The sequence below is a fragment of the Brevundimonas vesicularis genome, assembly GCF_014204545.1.
GTDB lineage: Bacteria > Pseudomonadota > Alphaproteobacteria > Caulobacterales > Caulobacteraceae > Brevundimonas > Brevundimonas vesicularis_B.
On sequence record NZ_JACHLJ010000002.1, the window covers coordinates 17,451 to 37,464 of the forward strand.

General features: G+C 66.0%; 13 protein-coding genes and 1 pseudogene. 8 read left to right on the top strand and 6 right to left on the bottom strand.

All coding sequences use genetic code 11. From position 1 onward, the window contains the following. Positions 1 to 5: 5 nt before the first annotated feature. Complete coding sequence (locus tag HNP47_RS08255) at positions 6 to 341, bottom strand: helix-turn-helix transcriptional regulator (protein WP_184279170.1); 336 nt, start codon at positions 339 to 341, stop codon at positions 6 to 8. A gap of 80 nt (positions 342 to 421) precedes the next feature. Here HNP47_RS08255 and HNP47_RS08260 point away from each other — a divergent pair. After that, positions 422 to 535, top strand: a pseudogene (locus HNP47_RS08260) (ArsB/NhaD family transporter); the annotation flags it as partial. Between the two features lie 61 nt (positions 536 to 596). Here the strand turns inward: HNP47_RS08260 and HNP47_RS08265 are convergent. Together HNP47_RS08265 and HNP47_RS08270 are read right to left on the bottom strand one after the other, a co-directional pair. Then, positions 597 to 2,267: an alkaline phosphatase gene (locus HNP47_RS08265; protein WP_184279172.1), complete on the bottom strand. Its 1,671-nt coding sequence runs from the start codon at positions 2,265 to 2,267 to the stop codon at positions 597 to 599. Positions 2,268 to 2,277: 10 nt separating this feature from the next. Further along, positions 2,278 to 4,791 (bottom strand): TonB-dependent receptor, encoded by a 2,514-nt coding sequence (locus tag HNP47_RS08270; RefSeq protein ID WP_184279173.1) that lies wholly within the window; start codon positions 4,789 to 4,791, stop codon positions 2,278 to 2,280. Between the two features lie 406 nt (positions 4,792 to 5,197). Here HNP47_RS08270 and HNP47_RS08275 point away from each other — a divergent pair, with 406 nt between their 5' ends. From HNP47_RS08275 to HNP47_RS08300, 6 genes are all read left to right on the top strand, one after another. Next, a complete protein-coding gene (locus tag HNP47_RS08275; RefSeq protein ID WP_184279174.1) occupies positions 5,198 to 7,045 on the top strand; it encodes a Ca2+-dependent phosphoinositide-specific phospholipase C in 1,848 nt (615 codons plus the stop codon). Positions 7,046 to 7,185: 140 nt separating this feature from the next. Next, complete coding sequence (locus HNP47_RS08280) at positions 7,186 to 9,951, top strand: TonB-dependent receptor (protein WP_184279175.1); 2,766 nt, start codon at positions 7,186 to 7,188, stop codon at positions 9,949 to 9,951. A gap of 39 nt (positions 9,952 to 9,990) precedes the next feature. After that, positions 9,991 to 10,578, top strand: coding sequence for an RNA polymerase sigma factor (locus tag HNP47_RS08285; protein WP_311770056.1), 588 nt, complete (start codon positions 9,991 to 9,993; stop codon positions 10,576 to 10,578). An 87-nt stretch (positions 10,579 to 10,665) separates the two neighbouring features. Beyond that, the gene (locus tag HNP47_RS08290) at positions 10,666 to 11,655 is read left to right on the top strand and encodes a FecR domain-containing protein (protein ID WP_184279176.1); all 990 of its coding nucleotides are present in this window, start codon (positions 10,666 to 10,668) and stop codon (positions 11,653 to 11,655) included. 72 nt (positions 11,656 to 11,727) lie between these two features. Continuing rightward, positions 11,728 to 14,718 carry a TonB-dependent receptor gene (locus tag HNP47_RS08295; protein ID WP_260394745.1) on the top strand — a complete coding sequence of 997 codons (2,991 nt, stop codon included), beginning with the start codon at positions 11,728 to 11,730 and terminating at the stop codon, positions 14,716 to 14,718. 1,155 nt (positions 14,719 to 15,873) lie between these two features. Further along, positions 15,874 to 16,140 (top strand): hypothetical protein, encoded by a 267-nt coding sequence (locus HNP47_RS08300; protein WP_184279177.1) that lies wholly within the window; start codon positions 15,874 to 15,876, stop codon positions 16,138 to 16,140. A 193-nt stretch (positions 16,141 to 16,333) separates the two neighbouring features. Here HNP47_RS08300 and HNP47_RS08305 read toward each other — a convergent pair whose 3' ends face one another. From HNP47_RS08305 to HNP47_RS08315, 3 genes are all read right to left on the bottom strand, one after another. Next, positions 16,334 to 17,629 (bottom strand): sodium:proton antiporter, encoded by a 1,296-nt coding sequence (locus tag HNP47_RS08305; RefSeq protein ID WP_184279178.1) that lies wholly within the window; start codon positions 17,627 to 17,629, stop codon positions 16,334 to 16,336. Positions 17,630 to 17,886: 257 nt separating this feature from the next. Then, positions 17,887 to 18,306 carry a metalloregulator ArsR/SmtB family transcription factor gene (locus HNP47_RS08310; RefSeq protein ID WP_184279179.1) on the bottom strand — a complete coding sequence of 140 codons (420 nt, stop codon included), beginning with the start codon at positions 18,304 to 18,306 and terminating at the stop codon, positions 17,887 to 17,889. Continuing rightward, entirely contained in the window at positions 18,303 to 18,965 is a 663-nt protein-coding gene (locus HNP47_RS08315) for a peroxiredoxin (protein WP_260394746.1), read from the bottom strand. Before HNP47_RS08315 ends, HNP47_RS08310 begins: the two co-directional genes overlap by 4 nt. Positions 18,966 to 19,069: 104 nt before the next feature. Here HNP47_RS08315 and HNP47_RS08320 point away from each other — a divergent pair, with 104 nt between their 5' ends. After that, the gene (locus tag HNP47_RS08320; protein ID WP_184279180.1) at positions 19,070 to 20,011 is read left to right on the top strand and encodes an MBL fold metallo-hydrolase; all 942 of its coding nucleotides are present in this window, start codon (positions 19,070 to 19,072) and stop codon (positions 20,009 to 20,011) included. Positions 20,012 to 20,014: the final 3 nt, after the last annotated feature.

Consider the following 20,014-nt stretch of genomic DNA (forward strand, 5'->3'; position numbering starts at 1 on the left):
TGGCCTCAATCGCAGCAGGGGGCCAGTTCGGCCAGCAGGGGTTGGCAAAGCTCGGCGCGGCCCTGGCAGCAGTCCTTCAGCAGAAAGAGCACGACCTCGCCTAGTCGATCCAGATCGGCGCGGTAGACGATCGACCGGCTGCGCCTTTGGGACGCGATCAGTCCGGCGCGCGACAGCACGCCCAGATGCGCCGACATCGTATTGGTCGGAACGGCGAGCCGGTCGGCGATCGCTCCGGCCGGCAGGCCGTCCGGCGCATGGCGGACCAGGAGCCGGAAGGCGTCCAGTCGTCTGGATTGCGCCAGGGCGGCGAGCGTGAGAATAGCCGGTTCCGATTCCATTATTCCAAGATACTGGAAATATGGTTTCATACAAGCTAGAGGGGCGCTGCGGTCGTCGGTCGACCGGGATGGAGCTGCCCATGATCGTCGCCTTCATGATCTTCGCGGTCACCATCACCCTGGTGATCTGGCAGCCGAAGGGCCTGCAGATCGGCTGGAGCGCGATGGGCGGTGCGGTAATCTCGACCGCTGCGATAAAGGTAGTGATGACGATGTGACAGGGGGAGCGCGCAACGCTGCTGCATAGTGAAGCGCTCAGACTTCCACTAACTCGCCCGCCGCCGAGACGGCGAATGTCTTCACCGTCTTCAGCTCATAGGGCTTGACCGCGATTGTGGACACGGCCCACAGCTCGCCCACAACCCGATCGCGCGTGATGTTCAGCGTCACATAGCCCTTCGACGTCTGGTCGCAGAACTTCACCTCGGGATTGGCCGCCGACAGCGCGGGGCCAAGCGGCAGCCCGCCCACATGGTCACCCGGCGACGGGCTGGAGATTGAGGATGTCCCGAACTCCACCGCCCGGCGCGCGCCGTCCTTGTCATGGAGTTCGTTGACCCAGAAGGCGTGACTGTCACCCGACAGGACGATGGGGGCGACCCCCGCCGCCGCAAAAGTCTCGTACAGACGCTCGCGCCCGGCTGGATAGCCGTCCCAGCTATCCAGATTGAACGGCAAGCCCAGCTTGAACAGCTGTATCGCCGCCGCGACCTGCGGCCGAACGTCTTCCGGTAAGGAAGCGACCATCTGCTGGAGCTGCTCCGGCGGCATCATGCGCGAGATGTCCGGTCCCTTGACCTTGGCCATCACCACCTGATTGCCGATGATCTGCCACGGACGACCGGCCGCCTTGGAGCGGCTTAGCGTCTCGCCGACCCACTGACGCTGGCGCTCGCCCAAGAGGTCGCGATCCGGCGCCTGACGCAGAGCTTCGAACGCCGCGACGTCCGGCCCGCCCTCCGGCGTCTTGGGCATGTCGGCGAAAGTCATCTGCTCGCCGCGCGCCAACAGCCGCGTCTCGACCATCGCCAAGGTGGCCAGGTCGCCGAAATCGAAGCTGCGGTTGATCGCCGCGTTGAGCGCGCCCGACTTGGGCTCGCGGATCGGCATCCATTCGTAATAGGCGCGAAGGGCGGCCGCCTTGCGGGTCGCGAAGTCGCCCTCGGTCTCGGGCTGGTGGTTCTCCGCGCCCGTCATCCAGGCGTCGTTGGCCACCTCGTGATCGTCCCACACGCAGATGAAGGGTGCTCGGGCGTGGGCCGCCTGAAGGTCGGGATCGGTCTTGTATTGGGCGTGCCGCATCCGATAGTCGGCCAGGCTGACGATTTCGTGCGCCGGCTGCGGAATCCGGTTCAGTGCCGCGCCCACCGCCATGCCATAGTCGGACGGCTCGGCCCCATATTCGTAGATGTAGTCGCCCAGGTGGATGACGGCGTCCAGCCGGTCCCGCTTCGACAGGGCGTCATAGGCGTTGAACAGGCCGCCGGGATAAAGCTGACACGACACGACGGCCAAGGCCAGATCGGCGGTCGCCCCCTCCGGCAGGGTCCGCACCCGGCCGACCGGCGAGATCACGCCATTGGCGACGAAGCGATAGAAATAGTCGCGTCCCGGCTCCAGGCCCTGGCCGTCCAGATCGTGTTTGACGGTGAAATCCCGCTCGGCCCGCGCGCGAAGACCGGTCGAGCGACGAACGATGTCGCCGAACCCGGCGTCATTTGCGACTTCCAGCACGACGGCGACCTCCCCGACCGACGGATCGGCCGGGGTGACGCGGGTCCAGAAGACGGCCGAGCGCGTGTCGGGATCGCCGCTGGCCACCCCGTGCAGGAAGGCGACCGATCCGGTGTTGGCGTCCTGCGCGACGGCGGGCGACGCCGCCCCCGCGCCGAGCAACCCAAGAAGACTGCGGCGATCCATGTTCATCGTCGAACCCTTACAGCTTGAGCTTGAATATGAGGCCGTACGACGCGGGCCGTCCGGCGATGAAGGTCGGCATGCCCAGGCCGTCGCCGGTGTTGCCGGCGTCCTTGATGTAGTCCTCGTCCAGCACGTTCTCGCCGAAGGCCTCGACGCCCCAGGCGCCCGAGTCGGGCGTGTAGCGAACGCGCAGATTCAGCAGGCCGTAGGCGTCCTGATACTCGTCCTGGATCAGGTCGCGCACGATGTTGCGGCTCTGAAGCGCCGGGATGTCATTTTCGTCGCTGAAGAAGACCTTGGACTGCCAGGTGTAGGTCGGCTGGACCACGATCGCGCCGCCGGACACCGGCAGACGCCAGGTCGCGCCGATCGAGGCGGCATTGTCCGGCGACAGGCGGAACTGGTTGCCGTCATAGATGCCGTTCTCGAACCGCGAGTGGTTGTAGGCATAGGTGGCGAACAGGTCGAAGTCCGGCGTGACGGCGAAGTTGGCCTGGGTTTCGAAACCATACGACTTGGCCTCGCCGGCGTTGGTGACGATGAACGTCGTGCCTTGCTGCACCGTCGTCTGGAAGTTTTCGTAGTTGTACAGGAAGACCGCGCCGTCGATCCGCAGGCGGCCGCCCAGCAACGACGACTTGGCCCCGATCTCATAGCTGTCGACCGTCTCCGCCTCGACCGGAGCGAACCGGGACGCCCCCAGCGGCGCGGACGGGGCCGAGGCGCTGATGACCTCAGGGCGACGACCGCGTGCATAGTTGGCATAGACGTTGGTGTCGTCCGTCAGCGCATAGCGCGCCGTCAGACGCCAGGTCACGCCATCGTCCTCGGAGCCGAAATAGGCGAAGTCGCCGTTGTTGGCGGTCGGCTGCGAAATCAGGCCGAACAGGGGGAAGCCATTGGCGGGAATGGCGAGATAGGCCGGGTTAGCCAGGGCGCCGAGGAAGGTCGGAACCTGCGCCGCCGGGATTGCGCCGGCCTGAAGCGCCAGCAGGGCTCCCAGGGTTGAGCGGCTCTGAACCGAACTGGCGAAGCCGGTGGTCTTGTCGTCGCGGGTGTAGCGCAGCCCTGCCGACACCTCGAACCGGTCGGTGAAGGCGTAGGTCGCGTCGGCGAAGATGTCGTAGGATGTCAGCTCCGAACTGTTGGTCGGCGTCTCGATATGCGCCGGCTTCAGATTGGCGGCGATGGGCGTGGCGAAGGCTCCGGCGCCAAGCGGCGTCAGAAGACCGCCGAGCGCAGCCTGGGCGATGGCGGGATAGGCGGCCAGCGGCAACGTCCTGTCGCCGACCGTGGCAGGCGAACCGTCCAGCAGGCCCGACAGCTGCGCCAGGATCAGGCGCTCGTCGAATTGGGTGGGGGTGCGCTGGTAACCCTCTTCATGGAACCAGCCGGCGCCGACGAAACCGGTCAGCTGACCCCCGTTGTCAAAGCCCAGACGCAGGTCTTGGCTCCACTGTTCGCCATGCGTGTCCTCGGCGGCAGTCAAAAGCGGGAGGGACACGCCATCGGCGTCGAAGGTCTCGTAGTTGGTGAACTCGCGATAGGCCGTGGTCGCGTTCAGCGTCCAGGCGGCGTTCAGGTCGATGCGGGCCAGACCCGTCACGCCCCAGACTTCTCGGTCCAGACCCAGCGCCTTGCCGCCGTCGAACGCCGCACCGCGTGTCAGGGCAGCACCCTCCCACGGTTCCTTGCCGCCCAGGACGGCGCCGGTGTTCGGATCGGCCGGCGCATAGGCGATGGACTTGAACGACGTTCCCGACGCGTCGTCCTTCTGATAGTTTCCGATCACGTCGAACCGCATGGCGTCCGATGGCGTCCAGGCGCCGGACAGACGGAAGGCGCGAGTCTCGATCGCGTTGAAATCCTCGCCGCCCAACAGATTCTCGACCGAGCCGTCGCGCGTCTTCAGACGTGTCGCCAGCCGCAGGCCAGCGGTCTCGCCCACCGGCAGGTTCAACGCGCCCTCGACCATGCGATAGCCTTCGTTGCCGGCCTCGATATTGGCATAGGCTTCCGTCGCGCCGGGACGCGCGCGGTTCTGCACCAGATTGACCGCACCGATCAGGGCCCCGCGCCCGTACAGGGTCGACTGCGGGCCCTTGGCGACCTCCACCCGCTCAAGGTCGAACAATTCGACATAGGAACCGCGCGACTTGGAGATCGACACCCCGTCCTGGAACACGGACACGCGAGCCTCAGAAGTCGCCGCGCCGGAATCCGAGGTAATGCCGCGCATCACGAAGCCTGGATTGTTCGGCGACTGGTTCTGCACCAGAAAGCCCGGCACGAAGGCCGACAGCTGTTCGAACTCCTGAATGCCCAGGTCTTCCAGGAACTGGCCGGAATAGGCCGTCAGGGCGAACGGCACGTCGATGGTTTTCTGCTCACGCAGTTGCGCGGTGACGATAACGTCCTCCACGTTGTTGACCGGCGCCGGCTCCTGCGCCCAAGCGGCCGATCCAGCCGTCATGGCGCCCGTCAGGGCCGCAGCAGCAAGCAGGCGCGTCTTCAATGTGGTCGTGGACATCTGATCCCCCAGATTCAGCTAAGCTGGGGAGGTGCCTACGATGGCGCGATGTCGAGGCGACGACATTGCCGCATCGATTTCACGACGAGGTCCGCACAATCCAGCGACTGTTCATCCGACCTCGGAACTGTAGATGAGCGTGATGGGGCTGGCCCGGATCGTCGCGCGGGAGGGCTCGACTCTTCGGTGAACCATCTGACTTGCCAACGGCTAAGACCGCAGCTTCATCTTCCCCGCCTTCTCTCGCGAACCAAATCCAGGCGCGCCGCAGCCACGTCCGCCTGAAGCGGGGCCAGACAAGCGGACCGCTAGCCTCATGTGTCACGCGGCTGTTGAGGAAGCGTGCTTGACGGTCGTTGTCTGAAGGACACGCGACTTCCAGCGGCGTCGCTCCCGGAGATCGATCATGAGTGCTCTTATCATCGCCCTACTTTTGGGCGCATCGCCCTGCGAGCCGGCCGCCGCCGATGTGAAGGCTGCGGGCGGCGACGCCTGCGCGCGGGCCTGGATGGACAAGTCCCTGCGGATGAACGACATCGCCGCGGTCGGCACCCACAATAGCTACAAACTGGCCATTCCCGAGGCGGAACTGGCGGCTATGACGGCGGTCAATCCCGCTGCGTCCGGGCTGGATTACTCCCATCGCCCCCTGGTCGAACAACTGGACGCCGGCGCGCGTCAGCTTGAGATCGACGTGCTGAACGATCCCCAGGGCGGGCGCTATGCGCGGCCGGCCTCCGCCCTTGGTCGCGCGGGTCAGGGCGCGCCGACGAGCGCGAGCTTTTGGGATGCCATGGCGCGGCCCGGGATGAAGGTCCTGCATATGCCCGACGTGGATTTTCGCAGTTCGTGCCTGACCTTCGTCGCCTGTCTGACCCAGATCCGCGACTGGTCGTCCGCCCATCCCGATCACGCGCCGATCCTGATCATGCTGAACGCCAAGACGGGCGCAGCCTCGATGCCGGGCGGCGTGGCGCCGATGGAATTCGACGCGGCGGCCTGGGACGCGCTGGACGCCGAGATCCGCGCCGTGTTCGACGCCGGTCGCCTGATCACGCCGGACCAGGTGCGCGGCGACCACGCCACCCTGCGCGAGGGCGTGCTGGCCGGCGGGTGGCCGACGGTCGGCGAGGCGCGCGGCAAGGTCTTCTTCGCCCTGGACGAAGGGCCGGAGAAGGTCGCGGCCTATGCGGCGGGACGGCCGTCGCTGCAAGGGCGGGCGATCTTCGTCAACACCGACGAGGCCAGCCCCGCCGCCGCCTATCTGACGCTGAACGATCCGGTGGCCCAGCAGGATCGCATCCGCGCGGCGGTGCGCCAGGGCTTCATCGTGCGCACCCGCGCCGACGCCGACACGGTCGAGGCCAGGGCCGCAGATGTGAGCCGCCGCACCGCCGCCTTCGCCAGCGGGGCGCAATATGTCTCGACCGACTACTATTGGGCCGATCCGCGCTTTGCGACCTATGAGGTGCGTCTGCCGGGCGCCCAGGCGGCGGCGTGCAATCCTGTGCGGGCGGCGGCGCGGTGCGACGGGCTGGCGGTCGAGATGATCGCGGGGGCGCCCGTCCGGGGCTATCTCGCGCCGGCGGATCGACCGGACCTGACGACGGTGCTGGCCCCGCCCCCCGAGCCGGGCTCGCCCCGCGACATCGCCAACGCCGGGGTGTTCCGGGAAACCCGCGCGCTTCAGGGCACGGCGCGCTGGGACGTGGCCACCGGCGACGTCACGGGCGACAAATACGACCATTTCGCCCAGGCGCTGGGCGTGCGGCTGACGCCGGAACAGGCGCCGGTTCTGACGGCCCTGCTGGATCGGTCGGGCAACGACCGGTCGGTGGTCGGCGTGGCCAAGGAACACTGGGGAACCAAGCGCCCCTACATCGGCACGGACCTGCCGATCTGCGAGGCCAAGAGCGATCATCTGGCGGGTAATCCCGACTATCCGTCGGGCCATTCGGCGCACGGAATGCACATCGCCATGATCCTGGCCGAACTGGCGCCCCAGCGGGCCGACGCCCTGTATGCGCGCGGTCGCGAGTTCGCCGAGAGCCGCTTCGTTTGCGGCTCGCACAGCTACAGCGCCGCCGAGGCCGGCATCCTGTCGGGCGCGGTCATCTACGGCGCCGAACAGCGCTCGGAGACTTTCCGCCGCGACATGGAGGCGGCGCGCGCCGAGGTGCAAGCGGCGCTCGCCCAAGCCCGCCCAGAGGCAGGGTCGGTGGCTGTTCCGGGGTCGAACGCGACAGCGCCGTGAACATTGGATGAAATCGGCTGTCACACGCTGAGGGGCGGGGTGACGCCGTCGTTGAGGGCGGTAGATCGGCCGGCGTGACGCCATGGCCAGTCGACGTGTTTCGCGGGTGAAACACGTCAAGCTCTCTGGGGGTAGTCCAAATGAAGAACCGAATTCTCGGCACGACGGCGCTGGTCGTCGCGGCCGTCTCGCCGTTCGCCGCCTTCGCGCAAACGGCCGATCAAGTCTCGACCCAGGCCCCGGCTCAGGCGGATGTGTCCCAGGTCGACGAGATCATCGTCACCGGCAGCTATCGCCGCAGCCTGGAAGAGGCCGTCGACATCAAGCGCAAGACGGTCGGCTTCTCCGACTCGATCGTGGCGACCGACGTGGCCAACTTCCCCGAGCAGAACCTGGCGGAGGCGCTGCAACGTATCCCCGGCGTGACGATCGAGCGTAACAGGGGCTTGGGCCAGCGGGTGTCGGTGCGCGGCCTGCCCAGCGAGTTCACCTTCGTAACCATCAACGGCCTGGCGACCGCCTCGGGCAGCGGCGGCCGCGATGTCGAGTTCGACATCTTCGCCTCGGAAATCATCCAGCAGGTCACGGTGCAGAAGTCCCCGCGCGCAGCGGACGAGGAAGGCGGCATCGCCGGTTCGGTCAATATCTCGACCGCGCGCCCGTTCGACTACGAGGGGCGTCGCGTCGTGGCGGCGGCCGAAGGCGCCTACAACTCCATCTCGGAAAAGACCGATCCGAAACTGTCCTTCCTCGCCAGCGACACTTGGGGCGACTGGGGCGCGCTGGTGTCCTTCTCGACTGCACGCCGAACCAACCGCACGGACTCGGAGTCGGGCATCAACTTCCGCCCCCTGACGCGCTTTCTCAGCGCCAGCGGCACGCGAGGAACTCAGGCGCAGGCCGTCTTGGCGCGTGATGCCGGCGTCATCGTCCAGAACCGCGCCAACGCCGCCGAGACCGACCTGATCATCTTCCAGGACAAGGTCGGCGACCGCGCCTATCTGAACACCCAGGACCAGTGGGGCGGCTCTCTTTCGCTGCAGTATCGGCCGTCGGCTGAGTTCAGCCTGGCCTTCGACGCCCTGATCGGCCGCTACGAGACCACCGAAGACCAGTATGATGCGGCGGCCTATTCGGCCTCCAGCCGGTCGACGCTGGAGACGATCCACGAATACGACAAGACCACCCTGGCCGACTACAACATGGTCGTGCTGCGCGACGTCTCCTACACCGCCACCCAGCACGAGATGCTCAGCAAGGAGCAGATCAACGAGACCGACTATCGCCAGTTCGGGACCGAGTTGAACTGGAGCGGCGAAAGCTGGAAGCTGCACGCCCTGGCCGGCTATTCCGGCGCCGAAAAGACGCTGGACTACTCAAACCTGAAGCACGTCGCCTATGCGCCGTCGCGCACGCGCTGGACCGCCGACGGCGGCGAGACCATCAAGAGCGCCAATCCCGCCTCGATCGACATGTACAACTCGCCTCAGAGCTATCTGTTCGAAGCCTATGAGACGTCATTGGAACAGATCACCGACGACAAATACGCCGCCCAGATCGACTTCACCAAATACTTGGGCCTGGATTTTCTCCCGGCCCTGACCAGCGTCCAGTTCGGCGCGCGCTATACCGACAAATCCAAGGAGCGGCAGTACGGCGCCCTGAACATCCAGGGGACCGGGCCGGGCCGGGTCGACTATCTGAACCGTCCGATGTCGCGAAGCGAACTGACGCCGATCGGCGACCTGGTTCCCGGCGGCGCCTTCAGTATTCGTGATCTGAACTGGAGCCAGGTGTCGAACGACTATGCCCGGCGCACCTTCCGCTACGACGGCTTTTCGACGCCGTTCGCGCCCGGCGACTACTACGAGGTGTCGGAAAAGGTCCTGTCGCTTTACGCCATGGCAGACCTGAACTTCGACATCGGTCCGGTGCCCGTCTCGGTCAACGGCGGGGCGCGTTATGTCGACACCTCAATCACCTCGTCAGGCTATCATCAGATCCAGAACCCGAACGGCACGACCGGCTTCACCCCCGCCCCGATTTCCAGCGACGGCGGCTATGACAAGGTCCTGCCCAGCCTGAACGTCACGGCCGAACTGACCGACAGCCTGGTGTTCCGCGCGGCGGCGTCCGAGACCCTGATCCGCCCGGCCCTGACCGACCTAGCCTACAAGCGCACGGCCAGCTTCAACTCGTTCCGCTTCACCGACGGTAATCCCAACCTCAAGCCGACCTATGCCAAACAGTGGGAAGTCGGGCTCGAGCAGTATCTGGGCGACGGCGGCCTGCTGGCGGTGTCGTATTTCTGGAAAGAGATCGAGGGCGTGGTTCGTCAGGCCCTGACGGGCACCGTGCCGAACGTGACGAAGTACAACGCCAATGGCACAATCGACGGCGTCTATACCTTCGACGTCTATCAGCCGATCAACGAGGCCGGCTCCTATGAGGTCAGCGGGGTCGAGCTGGTCGCCGTGGTGCCGTTCGGCCAGTTCTACGCGCCGCTGGAAGGGTTCGGGATCAACGCCAACTACACCGTTCTGGACAGCTCGCTGACCGGCACGTCGAAACTCGGCATTCCCACCCCGCCGGTCGGCCTGGCCGACAACACCTACAACGTCACCCTCTTCTACGAGAACGCCAGGTTACAGGCGCGGGCGTCCTATAACTTCAAGGACAAATACGTCGAAGCCATCGGCTACGAAATGTATCCGATCTGGCGCGAGGGTTATGGCCAGGTCGATCTGTCGGCCAGCTACCGTGTGACCGACGCCATCCAGATCAACCTGGAAGGCATCAACGTCACCGACGAGGCGACCAAGGGCTACACGATGGATCCGTCCTTCCCCACGATGTACGAAATGTCGGGACGCCGGATCAATCTGGGCCTGCGGATGGAGTTCTGATCCGTTCGTGGACCTGAACCCCTGCCCTGACTGTCAGGCGTGCGCGTGATCCCCGCGCGTTCGCCTCGCCGAGACGCCTCCTCCTATTCGGGAGGGGGCGTCTTTGCGCCTGCGGCGGACACCGGCGTCGAGGCCGAGGTGAACCGTCTGCGGGCCGATCTGGTCGCCTATCTGCTGCGCAAGACACGTGGCGCCGGCGACGCCGAGGACGTGGTTCAGGAGGCCTTCGTGCGCTTTCACCGCGCCGGTCACGACCTGGACAGCGCCGACGCCCGCCCCCTGCTGTTCGTCATCGCGCGCAACATTCAGCTGGACCGCTGGAAGGCCGATGGACGCGAGGCAGCGCGACGCAGCCCCCACGACATCCATCACCTGGACAATGGACCGCGCGCCATCGCCAGCGAGACGCCCGACGCCGAGACGGGGCTGATCCGGCGACAGGACCTGGCCGCCGCCGCCGCCGTGATCCGGGGCTTGCCGCCCAAGACCCGCGACGCCTTTCTGCTGCATCGGTTCGACGCCCTGACCTATCGCCAGATCGCCGGACGGCTGGGCGTATCGGTCAGCATGGTCGAAAAACATATCGCCGAAGCCCTCCGTCAACTGAAGAAATCCCGGGGCGACTGAGGTGTCTCACCGCTGGATCGTTGTGTTTTTTGAGGCGGGTTGCAAAGGCGACCTGCACCGCGCGTCTAAAAGGAAATCGCCACGCTGATGCTGGAGCGCCTGAACATCCTGATCGCCGCCCGTCCCAGGACGGCCGAGGCGTGGCTGGCCCGCATGGCGCGGCCGGGCGCAGGCGCGCGCGAGCAGGCGGCGCTGCTGGCGTGGCTGGAGGCCGACCCCGACCATCTGCGTCAGTATGAGCAGGCCAAGGCCGACCAGGCCGTGCTGGAGCCTCTGCGCGGCGCCTTCGCCGGCGATCTGGCGGCCCTGCGTCGCACCGAGCGCAAATCGACGACGCGCCGTCCCCTGCTGGCGTCGGGTCTCGCCGTAGCCGCCGTAGCCGCCGCCGTCGTCTTGGTCCCGATGCTGAAGGGCGCCGAACCGGGTCGGCTTTACGAGGCCGCGCCCGGCCGGATCACCGACATCGCCCTGGACGACGGGTCGCGAGTGACGCTGGACGCCGGTTCCGCCATCCGCGTGAACCTGGGCGACGATGCGCGCCGTGCGACGCTTGAGCGGGGCGCAGCTTATTTTGAAGTGGCCCACAACGCCGCCCGTCCCTTCCAAGTGGCGGTCGGAGATCGCCGGGTGATCGTGACCGGCACGCGCTTCGTCACGGCCCTGACCGGCGACAGCGCGCAGATTTCGTTGTTGCAGGGTCGCGTCGCGGTCGGGACGCGCGACGCGACGGCCAAAGGTGCGCTGGAGGGCGCCCTGACGCTGTCGCCGGGCGAACGCGCGGACTTCCAGCCGGGCAAGCCGGGCATCCGCAAGACCGCCGCTGACGTCGAGATGGCGACGGCCTGGCGCAAACGCCGCCTGGTGTTCCAGGATGCGCCTCTGTCGGCCGTGGTCGCCGCCGTCACCCGCTATTCGGACCATCCCCTGATCCTGGCCGATCCTGTGCTTGGCCGGACGCGCGTAACGGTGATCCTGCCGCTTGAGGGCGAGGATGCGCTGGAGGATCGGATGACGGCCCTGCTGCCGATCCGCATCGTGCAGGACGAAGACGGCCGGCGGCTGATCCGCGCGGAGTGAAGCGGCCGTATCGCAGACCTGTCATGGGACTGCGCTAAGGGCTTCACGGAACATCTCCCAGGGGCTCGCTGTTTGAAACCGCTCGGTGCATCGCTGCCCGCCGGCGTGCGACGCAGGCCATGGCGCGTCGTCTGCAGCGTTGCGACCGCCGCCTCGATCTCGGCCATCGCCCAGCCGGCCCTAGCCCAGTCTGGATCGCGCGTTCAGACCTTCGACATCGACAGTCGGGACGCCTCCTCCGCCCTGCTGCGCCTGTGCCTGGAGGCGGGGTGCGAACTGGCCTTCATCCAACGACCCGGCTTGGACGTGCGCACGCGTGCAGTCAACGGACGGATGAGCTGGCGCGTCGCCCTGGTGCAGATGCTGGAGGGGACCGACCTGCGCTATCGCTTCGTCGGATCGCGGGGCGTGCGCATCTGGGCCGTCGCCCCGAGCGCCCGCTCGGCCGCGCCGCCCCCGCCGGAAACGACCGAACTGGAGGCCGTCGAGGTGGTTGGCCGCCTGTCGGATCAGATCGACGAGGCCTTGCGGAGCAAGCGCGACGCCGACGTCATCTCCGATGGCCTGTCGTCCGAACGGATAGGCGACCTGCCGTCCGCCAATCTGGCCGAGGCCCTCCAGCGCGTGCCCGGCGTCGCTATCGAGCGCGAAGTCGGCGAGGGTCAGTTCGTCAGCGTCCGAGGTTTGGGTCCGTTGTTCCAGTCCGTGACCCTGAACGGCGCGCCCGTGGCCTTTAACGAGAATATTCGCAACTCGACCCAGAGCGGGCGGCAGTTCCGGTTTCGCGCCCTGTCCGTCGATCTGCTGGCGGGCGCGCGCTTGACCAAGTCGGCGACCGCGGACCTGATGGAGGGCGGCATCGGCTCCAACATCGACATCAAGACGGCCGGCGGGCTGGACGGCGATCCGTTCCTGTCGCTGCGGCTGGGCGGCGAGGCCACGACGCACGACGGACGCATCAGCCCCGATCTGTCCGTCGGCGGACGATGGGTGTCGTCCGGCGGTTCCGCCGGCCTGGTCGCCGGTCTGTCGCAGGAGCAGAGATCGGTCCGGTACGACCGGTTTCAGGTCATGCGCTACGGAGAAATCGTCGTGGACGGCCGCCCACTGGCGGTTCCGACCGACCTGCGCACAACGGTCGAAAGCGAGGATCGACGCCGCCGCAGCGGTGTCGTCGGCGCGGACTGGCAGGTCTCACCTGACCTTCGCCTGGACCTCGACGCCCTGGTCTCGACCTTCGACAACGCCATCCGCGAGGACCGGCTGGTCTTTGGCTTGGGTCAGCGGCTGGGGACGCTGGGCGCCATCCAGCGGATTGACGACGAGGTCGTTACGGCGGGGCGGATCGCCGCCGGACGCATCGACAACAACACCGAGTTTTCGGACCAGTCGCACCTGAACATCGCGGCCTCACTGGGCGCCGAACTGCGGCGCGGCAAGTGGCGGCTGGCTCCGCGCCTCAGCGTCTCCAGCGCCCGTTCCGTGCTCGACACGCCGCTAGAGCGACTATCTGCCCAGTCGCCGGAAGGCGTCGCCTACGCTTTCGATCTGGACGGCGCCGCCGATGCGCGCCGGGCGGCGCGCCTGACGACCGACTTCGACCTGCGCGACCCCTCCCCTCTGGTTCTAGCCCAGTTGAACATCAGGGGGGTCCAGTCCCGCGACGAGGACATGACCGCCGTCCTGAATGCCCGCCGCACCTTGGACCTAACTTGGAGCGGCCTTCGGCTTTCGGCCGTCCAGATGGGCGGCCAGTTCAGCGCGCGCAGCCGCGACTATCAGCGTCGCGACCGCCGTGCGGCCCTGCGACCGGGCCGGGACGACATCGCCGGCCTCTATAAAAGCGCTACGCCGGAAGATGTGTTTTCCGACCTGATCGCGGCGCGTCCTGGCCCCTGGATCACCCCGGTGTTCGACAAGCTGCGCGTCGCCTTCGTCCTGCCCGGCGAACGTGACGACGTGATGTTTCGACCGGACGACCTGACGCCGACCGGCTCGGACCTGCAGAATTCCTACGGGGTCGAGGAGCGGGTTGCGGCGGCTTATGTCCGGGCGGACTTCGACGGTCGCGGGAGCGGCCTGACCTATTTCGGCAACGCCGGGCTGCGGCTGGTCGGAACACACACCCATGTGGAAGGCGCGCGCATGGCCGGCGTCGGCGGCACGGCGCAGGTCATGCCCCTGACCCACGAAGGCGCCAATGCCATCCTGTTGCCCAGCCTGAACCTGGCTTTCGACATCGCGGATGACGCCGTGGTGCGCCTGGCGGCGTCGCGCACCCTCACACGCCCGTCCCTGGCCGACCTGCGCGCCTCGACGGTGCCCGCCAGCGTCCTGGTCTCGGCTATCTATCAATACGGGCAGACGGCCGTCGACAGCCCCGAGCCGGGCGTGATCTTCAGCGGGATCGGCGGCAACCCTGAACTAACGCCCTATGTCTCGACCAATCTGGACCTGTCCTATGAGATCACCGGCCGCCGAACCAGTTTCAGCCTCGCCCTATTTCACAAGACGATCCGCGACTTCATCCAGGCGACCTGGGCCGTCGAGACCCTGACGTTCGAGACCCGAACCGGCGCGGCGGTCCAGGCGCCGGTCCTGATGTCGCGCCCGCGCAATGTCGGCCAAGCCCGGATCGACGGGCTGGAGGCGGGCCTGCACCACCGGCTCGGCGGCGGAGTGGGCGTCTGGGCCAGCGCGACCTGGACCGACAGCCGCCTCGGGAACGGCGAGCGTCTGACCGGTGTCTCCGACCTGGCCTGGTCGATCAATCCCTACTTGGAGCGCGGGCCCCTTGCGCTGAACCTGTCCTGGTCATGGCGATCCGCCTTCCGTTCCGAGGCAGACCTGCAGGGCGGCGGGGTGTCCGCCTTCATCGTCGGGCCCGCCGGCTATCTAGACGCCCAAGCCACCTACCGGATCGACGCCCGCACCCGCCTGTCCATCGCCGCCACCAATCTGACCGACACCCGAGACCTGGCCTACGAACACACCCCCGCCCGCCTACTCCAGATCGGCTCGGCCGGCCCACAGGTTTCGTTCGGCCTGAAAGTGAACTGGTAGGAAGCTTTCCGAAAGCCCATCATACCAGCCGACCTGGGGCATGGATTGAGCATACGTCGATTATCGATCGGTTTCCGTGAATGATGTGATTCAAAGCCGTGCCGACTACTCATTGGGTAGGCAAGCGACGCGCCATGAGCGGTGATGACGAACGTGCCTTAAACACGACATTCCGCGCGTGAGGTGGAGGTCCGCTTTAGGCCGCAACGCCAACGTCTCAAGCAGGACGGGTTTGCGCACGCACCGAACATCCAAAAGCCAACGACAAGCGGCATTCGCATAAATCTTGGGTTTCACTTGGTTTACGGCAACATTGCGTGCCGCTTCCGCGCGCCCAAGCGACCATGGACCCCAAAGTCCCCACGGGGACGGCGCCGGGGCGGTAAAGGGAATGGTCGGCTCAAAGGAGGTCTGCGCCGGTCGAAGGCAGCGCGTGGGCACAGGCAGCCCACGATCCAGTGGAAGCCATCGCATTCGTGGCTATCGGGGCGATCAACCGGCTGGGGAGAGTTCATTTGGCCAGGAACTTTCAAGGCGAGACGGTGCTCGATATCTGTCGGTGGACGACATGTTGCAACCACTGTCGAAAGCCGCAAAGGGAGACATCATTCGAACGATCGGCGGATGGGGTTTGGGGACGCTAGCGTTGGCGCTGTGCGTGCCGACGCTTGCGCGCGCACAAGATCAGTAATGCGGGGACATCGGGCCGATCGTTCGTCAAGCCTATCCCGATGCGGTCGCGGACGGCGAGCGCACTATGAGAACTGGAAATCGCACGCTCACCCTCCCCTCGCCCTCGTCGATAAACCCTCACGCCATTGTCTGTCGTCGCTGGCGGGGGAGCCCCGGACGCCTTCTGGTCGCTATCCGGATGATCGCTGAGGTTGGTGTGGACTCGACGCTTGGTGATCTGGATGTGCTTGTCGTCGACGAGCCAACCGGCACGCCGCGCCAGAGGCTCCGCATCTCCCACGCCATGGACGACGACGCCGTCCGGATTTCCGGGATTTCTTTTGACACTGCCCCATACCGTCTCAGGCCAGATCGCCTGGCGTTTGGCGTGAGACGAGACTGGGTCGGCAGTTCGCGCCCGAACCCGTTCAGGAAACCACTCTATCCCTCTGCGAGATACGGGGCGCGGCCCTCGCGTCGGTCTTGAACGATCTGATCGTTCAGCGCAGTCAAGGGGAATGGGATCTGTCCTGCGCCGGCCAGACGGTTGTGACCGAGCGACTCCTTCGAATGATTCCCGGCCCGAAGGGACGGGATCTTTCTGTGCTGGAGCGCATCACACAAAGCACATCGAAGGAAGCCAAGAGTGGTGAGTGCAACACGACCGACCAGGCGGTCGCCCCTCGCACGATCCGCCTTTCATTCGACGGCATGCGCTACGACGTTCCCCGCCTGTTCCAGCGACGCTGACCGTCGGGTGTCGCTGCAGCGCTACCTGCGAGTTCGTCGACGTCCCGGGTACGCAAGGGTCGGTCAGCCATTGCCTGAAAGCCGACATTCAGCCGATCGCAGGAGACGGCCTTCGACCCGTTGAGACCTGAAGGTCTCGCATCTGCCGCAGCAGTAACGCGGTCGCCGGACCAGCGTACATCCGGTCAGAGCTTCATGCTGATGCGCCTCGTCCTGAAGCCTCGGCCTTCACCCCATCCGCATCCGCATCGGGATTGCGACCCTGGCTGCGGTCGAACCACCGCATGACTGGCGTGACCGTAATCCCATGAAGCAGGATCGACATCAGGCAGATCAGACCCACGATGGCCCATAGGCGGTCGCCACCCTCAAACGGCGCGGCGTTCAGCCCATAAGCCAGATAGTAGAACGACCCGACGCCGCGGATGCCGAAGAAGGCGAGGATCATCTTCTCGCGCAGAGGTCGCTTCCAACCGATCAGACCGATCATGCCGGTCAGGGGGCGCACGAGCAACACGATCACAGCAGCCACCGCCGCATCGATCGGCCTCAACGGCGCCAATAGACCCGACACCAGCGCGCCACCAAAGAGGACCAACACAACCATCATCGCCATCCGTTCGATCTGTTCGATGAAGTCGTGCATCTGAGCGTGGAACTCGTGGTCCCGATCGGCATGCCGGAACGCCAGCGCCGTGATGAAGACCGCCAGAAACCCGTAACAGTGCAGCATCTCCGTCACCGAATACGAGATGAAGGTCGCCGCCAAAACGATGAAGCCGTCCCGTGTGGCGGCAAGCCGCGAGCGGACCGGGATCGCAAAGGTCAGCCACCCGAACAGCCAGCCGATCGCCCAGCCGACACCCAGTCCCGCGCCGATCTCCCACAGCACGCTGACGCTCAACCATTCGGCGAACCAATCATGCTTCTGGCCCGCCGCTACCAAGGCCAGGGCGATGGCCAGGTTGACGAACGGAAACGCGAGCCCGTCGTTCAGCCCGGCCTCGGACGTCAGGCCGAACCGAACCTCGTCTTCCCGCCCTTCGCGCGGCGCGCCAACCTGGATGTCGGAGGCCAGCACCGGGTCGGTCGGGGCCAATGTTCCCGCGAGCAGGATTGCTCCCGCCAGCCCAAGCCCCAGCACCGTCCAGCCCAGGATCACGATCGCGGCAACAGACAGCATCATGGTCACGCCCAGCAGTCGCCAGGTCACCCCCCAGCGCCGCAGATTGAAAATCCTGTCGATCTTCAGGCCAGCGCCCATCAAGGCGATGATCACCACGAATTCTGTCAGCCGCTCGGTGATGTCTGGATAGTTCTGGGGCAGCGGATCGAACCCCACCTGCGGCAGGGCGAAGAGCCCAGCCCCGAGGATCACGCAAACGATCGGCAGCGACAGCGGCGCGCGTCGGAACACCAGCGGCAACCATGCCACCAGAGCGACCAGCGCCCCCACCACAAACAGCATCAGGATATAGGGATCGGGCATGGCTTTCCTTGGCCGTCGACAAGACCGCGCTTACATAATGCTACAGCTCCGATAAGGTCTCCTACCGCTCCGACAGGCGTCTTCATTTGTCGACTTCACAGATGCGCCATCAGCGGACATCAGATGGCCGCCCGAAAGCAGGCGTTCAAACGCCTCCTGGCCAAGCGTTGGCTCTCGACCCGGTACGGGAATTAGAGGCAGCCTGTTTAGTGGTCGTATGACCGTCGTTGAGCATCGGCTGCGCGGTAGAGTTTCCGTCATCGACGTGCGACGGCGGTGATGCGCGCGAATTGCGCCGTGTCGCCGCGCGCCGGCGTCGATGGGCGGGGCGCCGGGGCGGCGGCTCGCGCGCCAACCGCCTTCGCATCGCCGCAGAAGATTTCGTAGAGCATGCCCATGACCGCCTGGGCCCGCTCGTCGGCGATCGAGTAGAAGATTGAGCGGGACTGACGGCGGGTCTTGACCAGACCGTACTGGCGCAGCTCAGCCAGTTGCTGGGACAGCGCCGGCTGCTTGATGCCGAGGTCCGCCTCGAGCTGGCCCACCGAGCGTTCCTCTTCGGCGATGTGACACAGGATCAGCAGCCGGTTGGCGTTGGCCAGCTGGCGCAGCAGCTCTGCGGCCTCCGGCGCCTTTTCCTTCAACCGCTCCATGGCGGCCGCATGATCGTCGGTCATGCGCGGCGCTCGCGATAGTACCAGGGCGCATCGCCGTCACCATCGGCGATGGCGGCGTCCAGGGTGGTGGCGGCCGGCTCCAGCAGGGCGTCACCGGGCGTCCAGCCCGCTGGCGTGGAGGCCGCCTCACGGTCAGACGTCTGCAAGGCGGTGACGAGACGCAGCAGCTCATCAACCGAGCGGCCGATGTTCATCGGGTACCAGCTGATGGCGCGCACCACGCCTTCGGGATCGATCACGAAAGTGGCGCGCACCGTGGCGCTGTCGCTCGAGCCGGCGTCCACCATGCCGAAGGCGTGGCCGATGGCCATGGAGGGATCCTCGATGATCGGGAACGGCACCTTCACGCCGAAGAGGCGGTAGATGTCCTTCAGCCAGGCCAGGTGCGAATACAGACTGTCGACCGACAGGGCCATCAGATCACAATTGATCGCCGCGAAGGCGTCGGCCTGCCGGGCCAGGGCTACGAACTCGCTGGTGCAGACCGGGGTGAAGTCCGCTGGATGCGAGAAAAGCACCAGCCAGCGTCCACGGTAGTCGCTGAGGCGCTTTTCGCCCTGGGTCGTACGCGCGGTGAAATCCGGCGCCGTGTCGTTGATACGCAGGGCGCGCATCGCGGCGCTGTCAGCGGTCGGCGCGGTGTCGGTCGTCGTGTCCATTGCCGAAAGCTAAGCGCTTCACGTCCTTTCCGCCACATTTAAATACATACTTGCATGAACTATGAATGCACATATGTGTTGAGCCGCAGAAACGGAGACACGCTATGTCCTCGCCCATCCCCGATCCCGCCCGCGACCACGCCGTCGACCTGGTGCGCGCCGCGCTCGCCGATCCCGCTCGACGTCCCTTGGTCAAATCATTCTTCGATGATGCCACCTTCACCGTCAGCCATGTCGTGCGCGATCCCGGCTCCGATGTCTGCGCCATCATCGACAGCGTGCTGGACTACGATCCGGCGTCGGGCCGCACCACGCACGCTTCGGCCGATGCGCTCATTGATTACGTAAAAGCCGAAGGTCTCACGGTTCAGTGGCTGCTCGAGACCCACGCCCATGCCGATCACCTGTCGGCGGCGCCCTATCTTCAGGAAAAGCTCGGCGGTCAGCTGGCCATCGGCCATGAGATCCTCACCGTCCAGGCAGTCTTCGGCAAGATCTTCAACGAAGGAACCGACTTCCACCGCGACGGCAGCCAGTTCGACCATCTGTTCAACGACGACGACCGGTTCGAGATCGGCGGGCTGAAGACCATGGTCCTGCACGTGCCCGGCCATACCCCGGCCTGTCTGGCCTATGTCATCGGCGACGCCGTCTTCCCTGGCGATACCATGTTCATGCCCGACTACGGCACGGCGCGCTGCGACTTCCCCGGCGGAGACGCCAGGACACTTTATCGCTCGATCCATCGCCTGACCTCCCTGCCGGACAAGGCGCGGGTCTTCCTGTGTCACGATTACAAGGCGCCCCCGGGCCGGACCGAGTTCGCCCGGGAAACCACCATCGGCGCCCAACGCACCGGCAATATCCATATCCGTGACGACGTCAGCGAGGACGAGTTCGTGGCCATGCGCACCCAGCGCGACGCCACCCTGCCCATGCCCAAGCTAATCCTGCCGTCGGTTCAGGTGAACATGAACGGCGGCCGCCCGCCCGAGCCCGAGGACAATGGGGTGCGCTACCTCAAGGTCCCGCTCAACGCGCTGTGAGAC

Bases quoted from the DNA above. Each gene is read 5' to 3' on its own strand.
- HNP47_RS08255 (WP_184279170.1), bottom strand. From the start codon at position 341: ATGGAATCGGAACCGGCTATTCTCACGCTCGCCGCCCTGGCGCAATCC.
- HNP47_RS08265 (WP_184279172.1), bottom strand. From the start codon at position 2,267: ATGAACATGGATCGCCGCAGTCTTCTTGGGTTGCTCGGCGCGGGGGCG.
- HNP47_RS08270 (WP_184279173.1), bottom strand. From the start codon at position 4,791: ATGTCCACGACCACATTGAAGACGCGCCTGCTTGCTGCTGCGGCCCTG.
- HNP47_RS08275 (WP_184279174.1), top strand. From the start codon at position 5,198: ATGAGTGCTCTTATCATCGCCCTACTTTTGGGCGCATCGCCCTGCGAG.
- HNP47_RS08280 (WP_184279175.1), top strand. From the start codon at position 7,186: ATGAAGAACCGAATTCTCGGCACGACGGCGCTGGTCGTCGCGGCCGTC.
- HNP47_RS08290 (WP_184279176.1), top strand. From the start codon at position 10,666: ATGCTGGAGCGCCTGAACATCCTGATCGCCGCCCGTCCCAGGACGGCC.
- HNP47_RS08305 (WP_184279178.1), bottom strand. From the start codon at position 17,629: ATGCCCGATCCCTATATCCTGATGCTGTTTGTGGTGGGGGCGCTGGTC.
- HNP47_RS08310 (WP_184279179.1), bottom strand. From the start codon at position 18,306: ATGACCGACGATCATGCGGCCGCCATGGAGCGGTTGAAGGAAAAGGCG.
- HNP47_RS08315 (WP_260394746.1), bottom strand. From the start codon at position 18,965: ATGGACACGACGACCGACACCGCGCCGACCGCTGACAGCGCCGCGATG.
- HNP47_RS08320 (WP_184279180.1), top strand. From the start codon at position 19,070: ATGTCCTCGCCCATCCCCGATCCCGCCCGCGACCACGCCGTCGACCTG.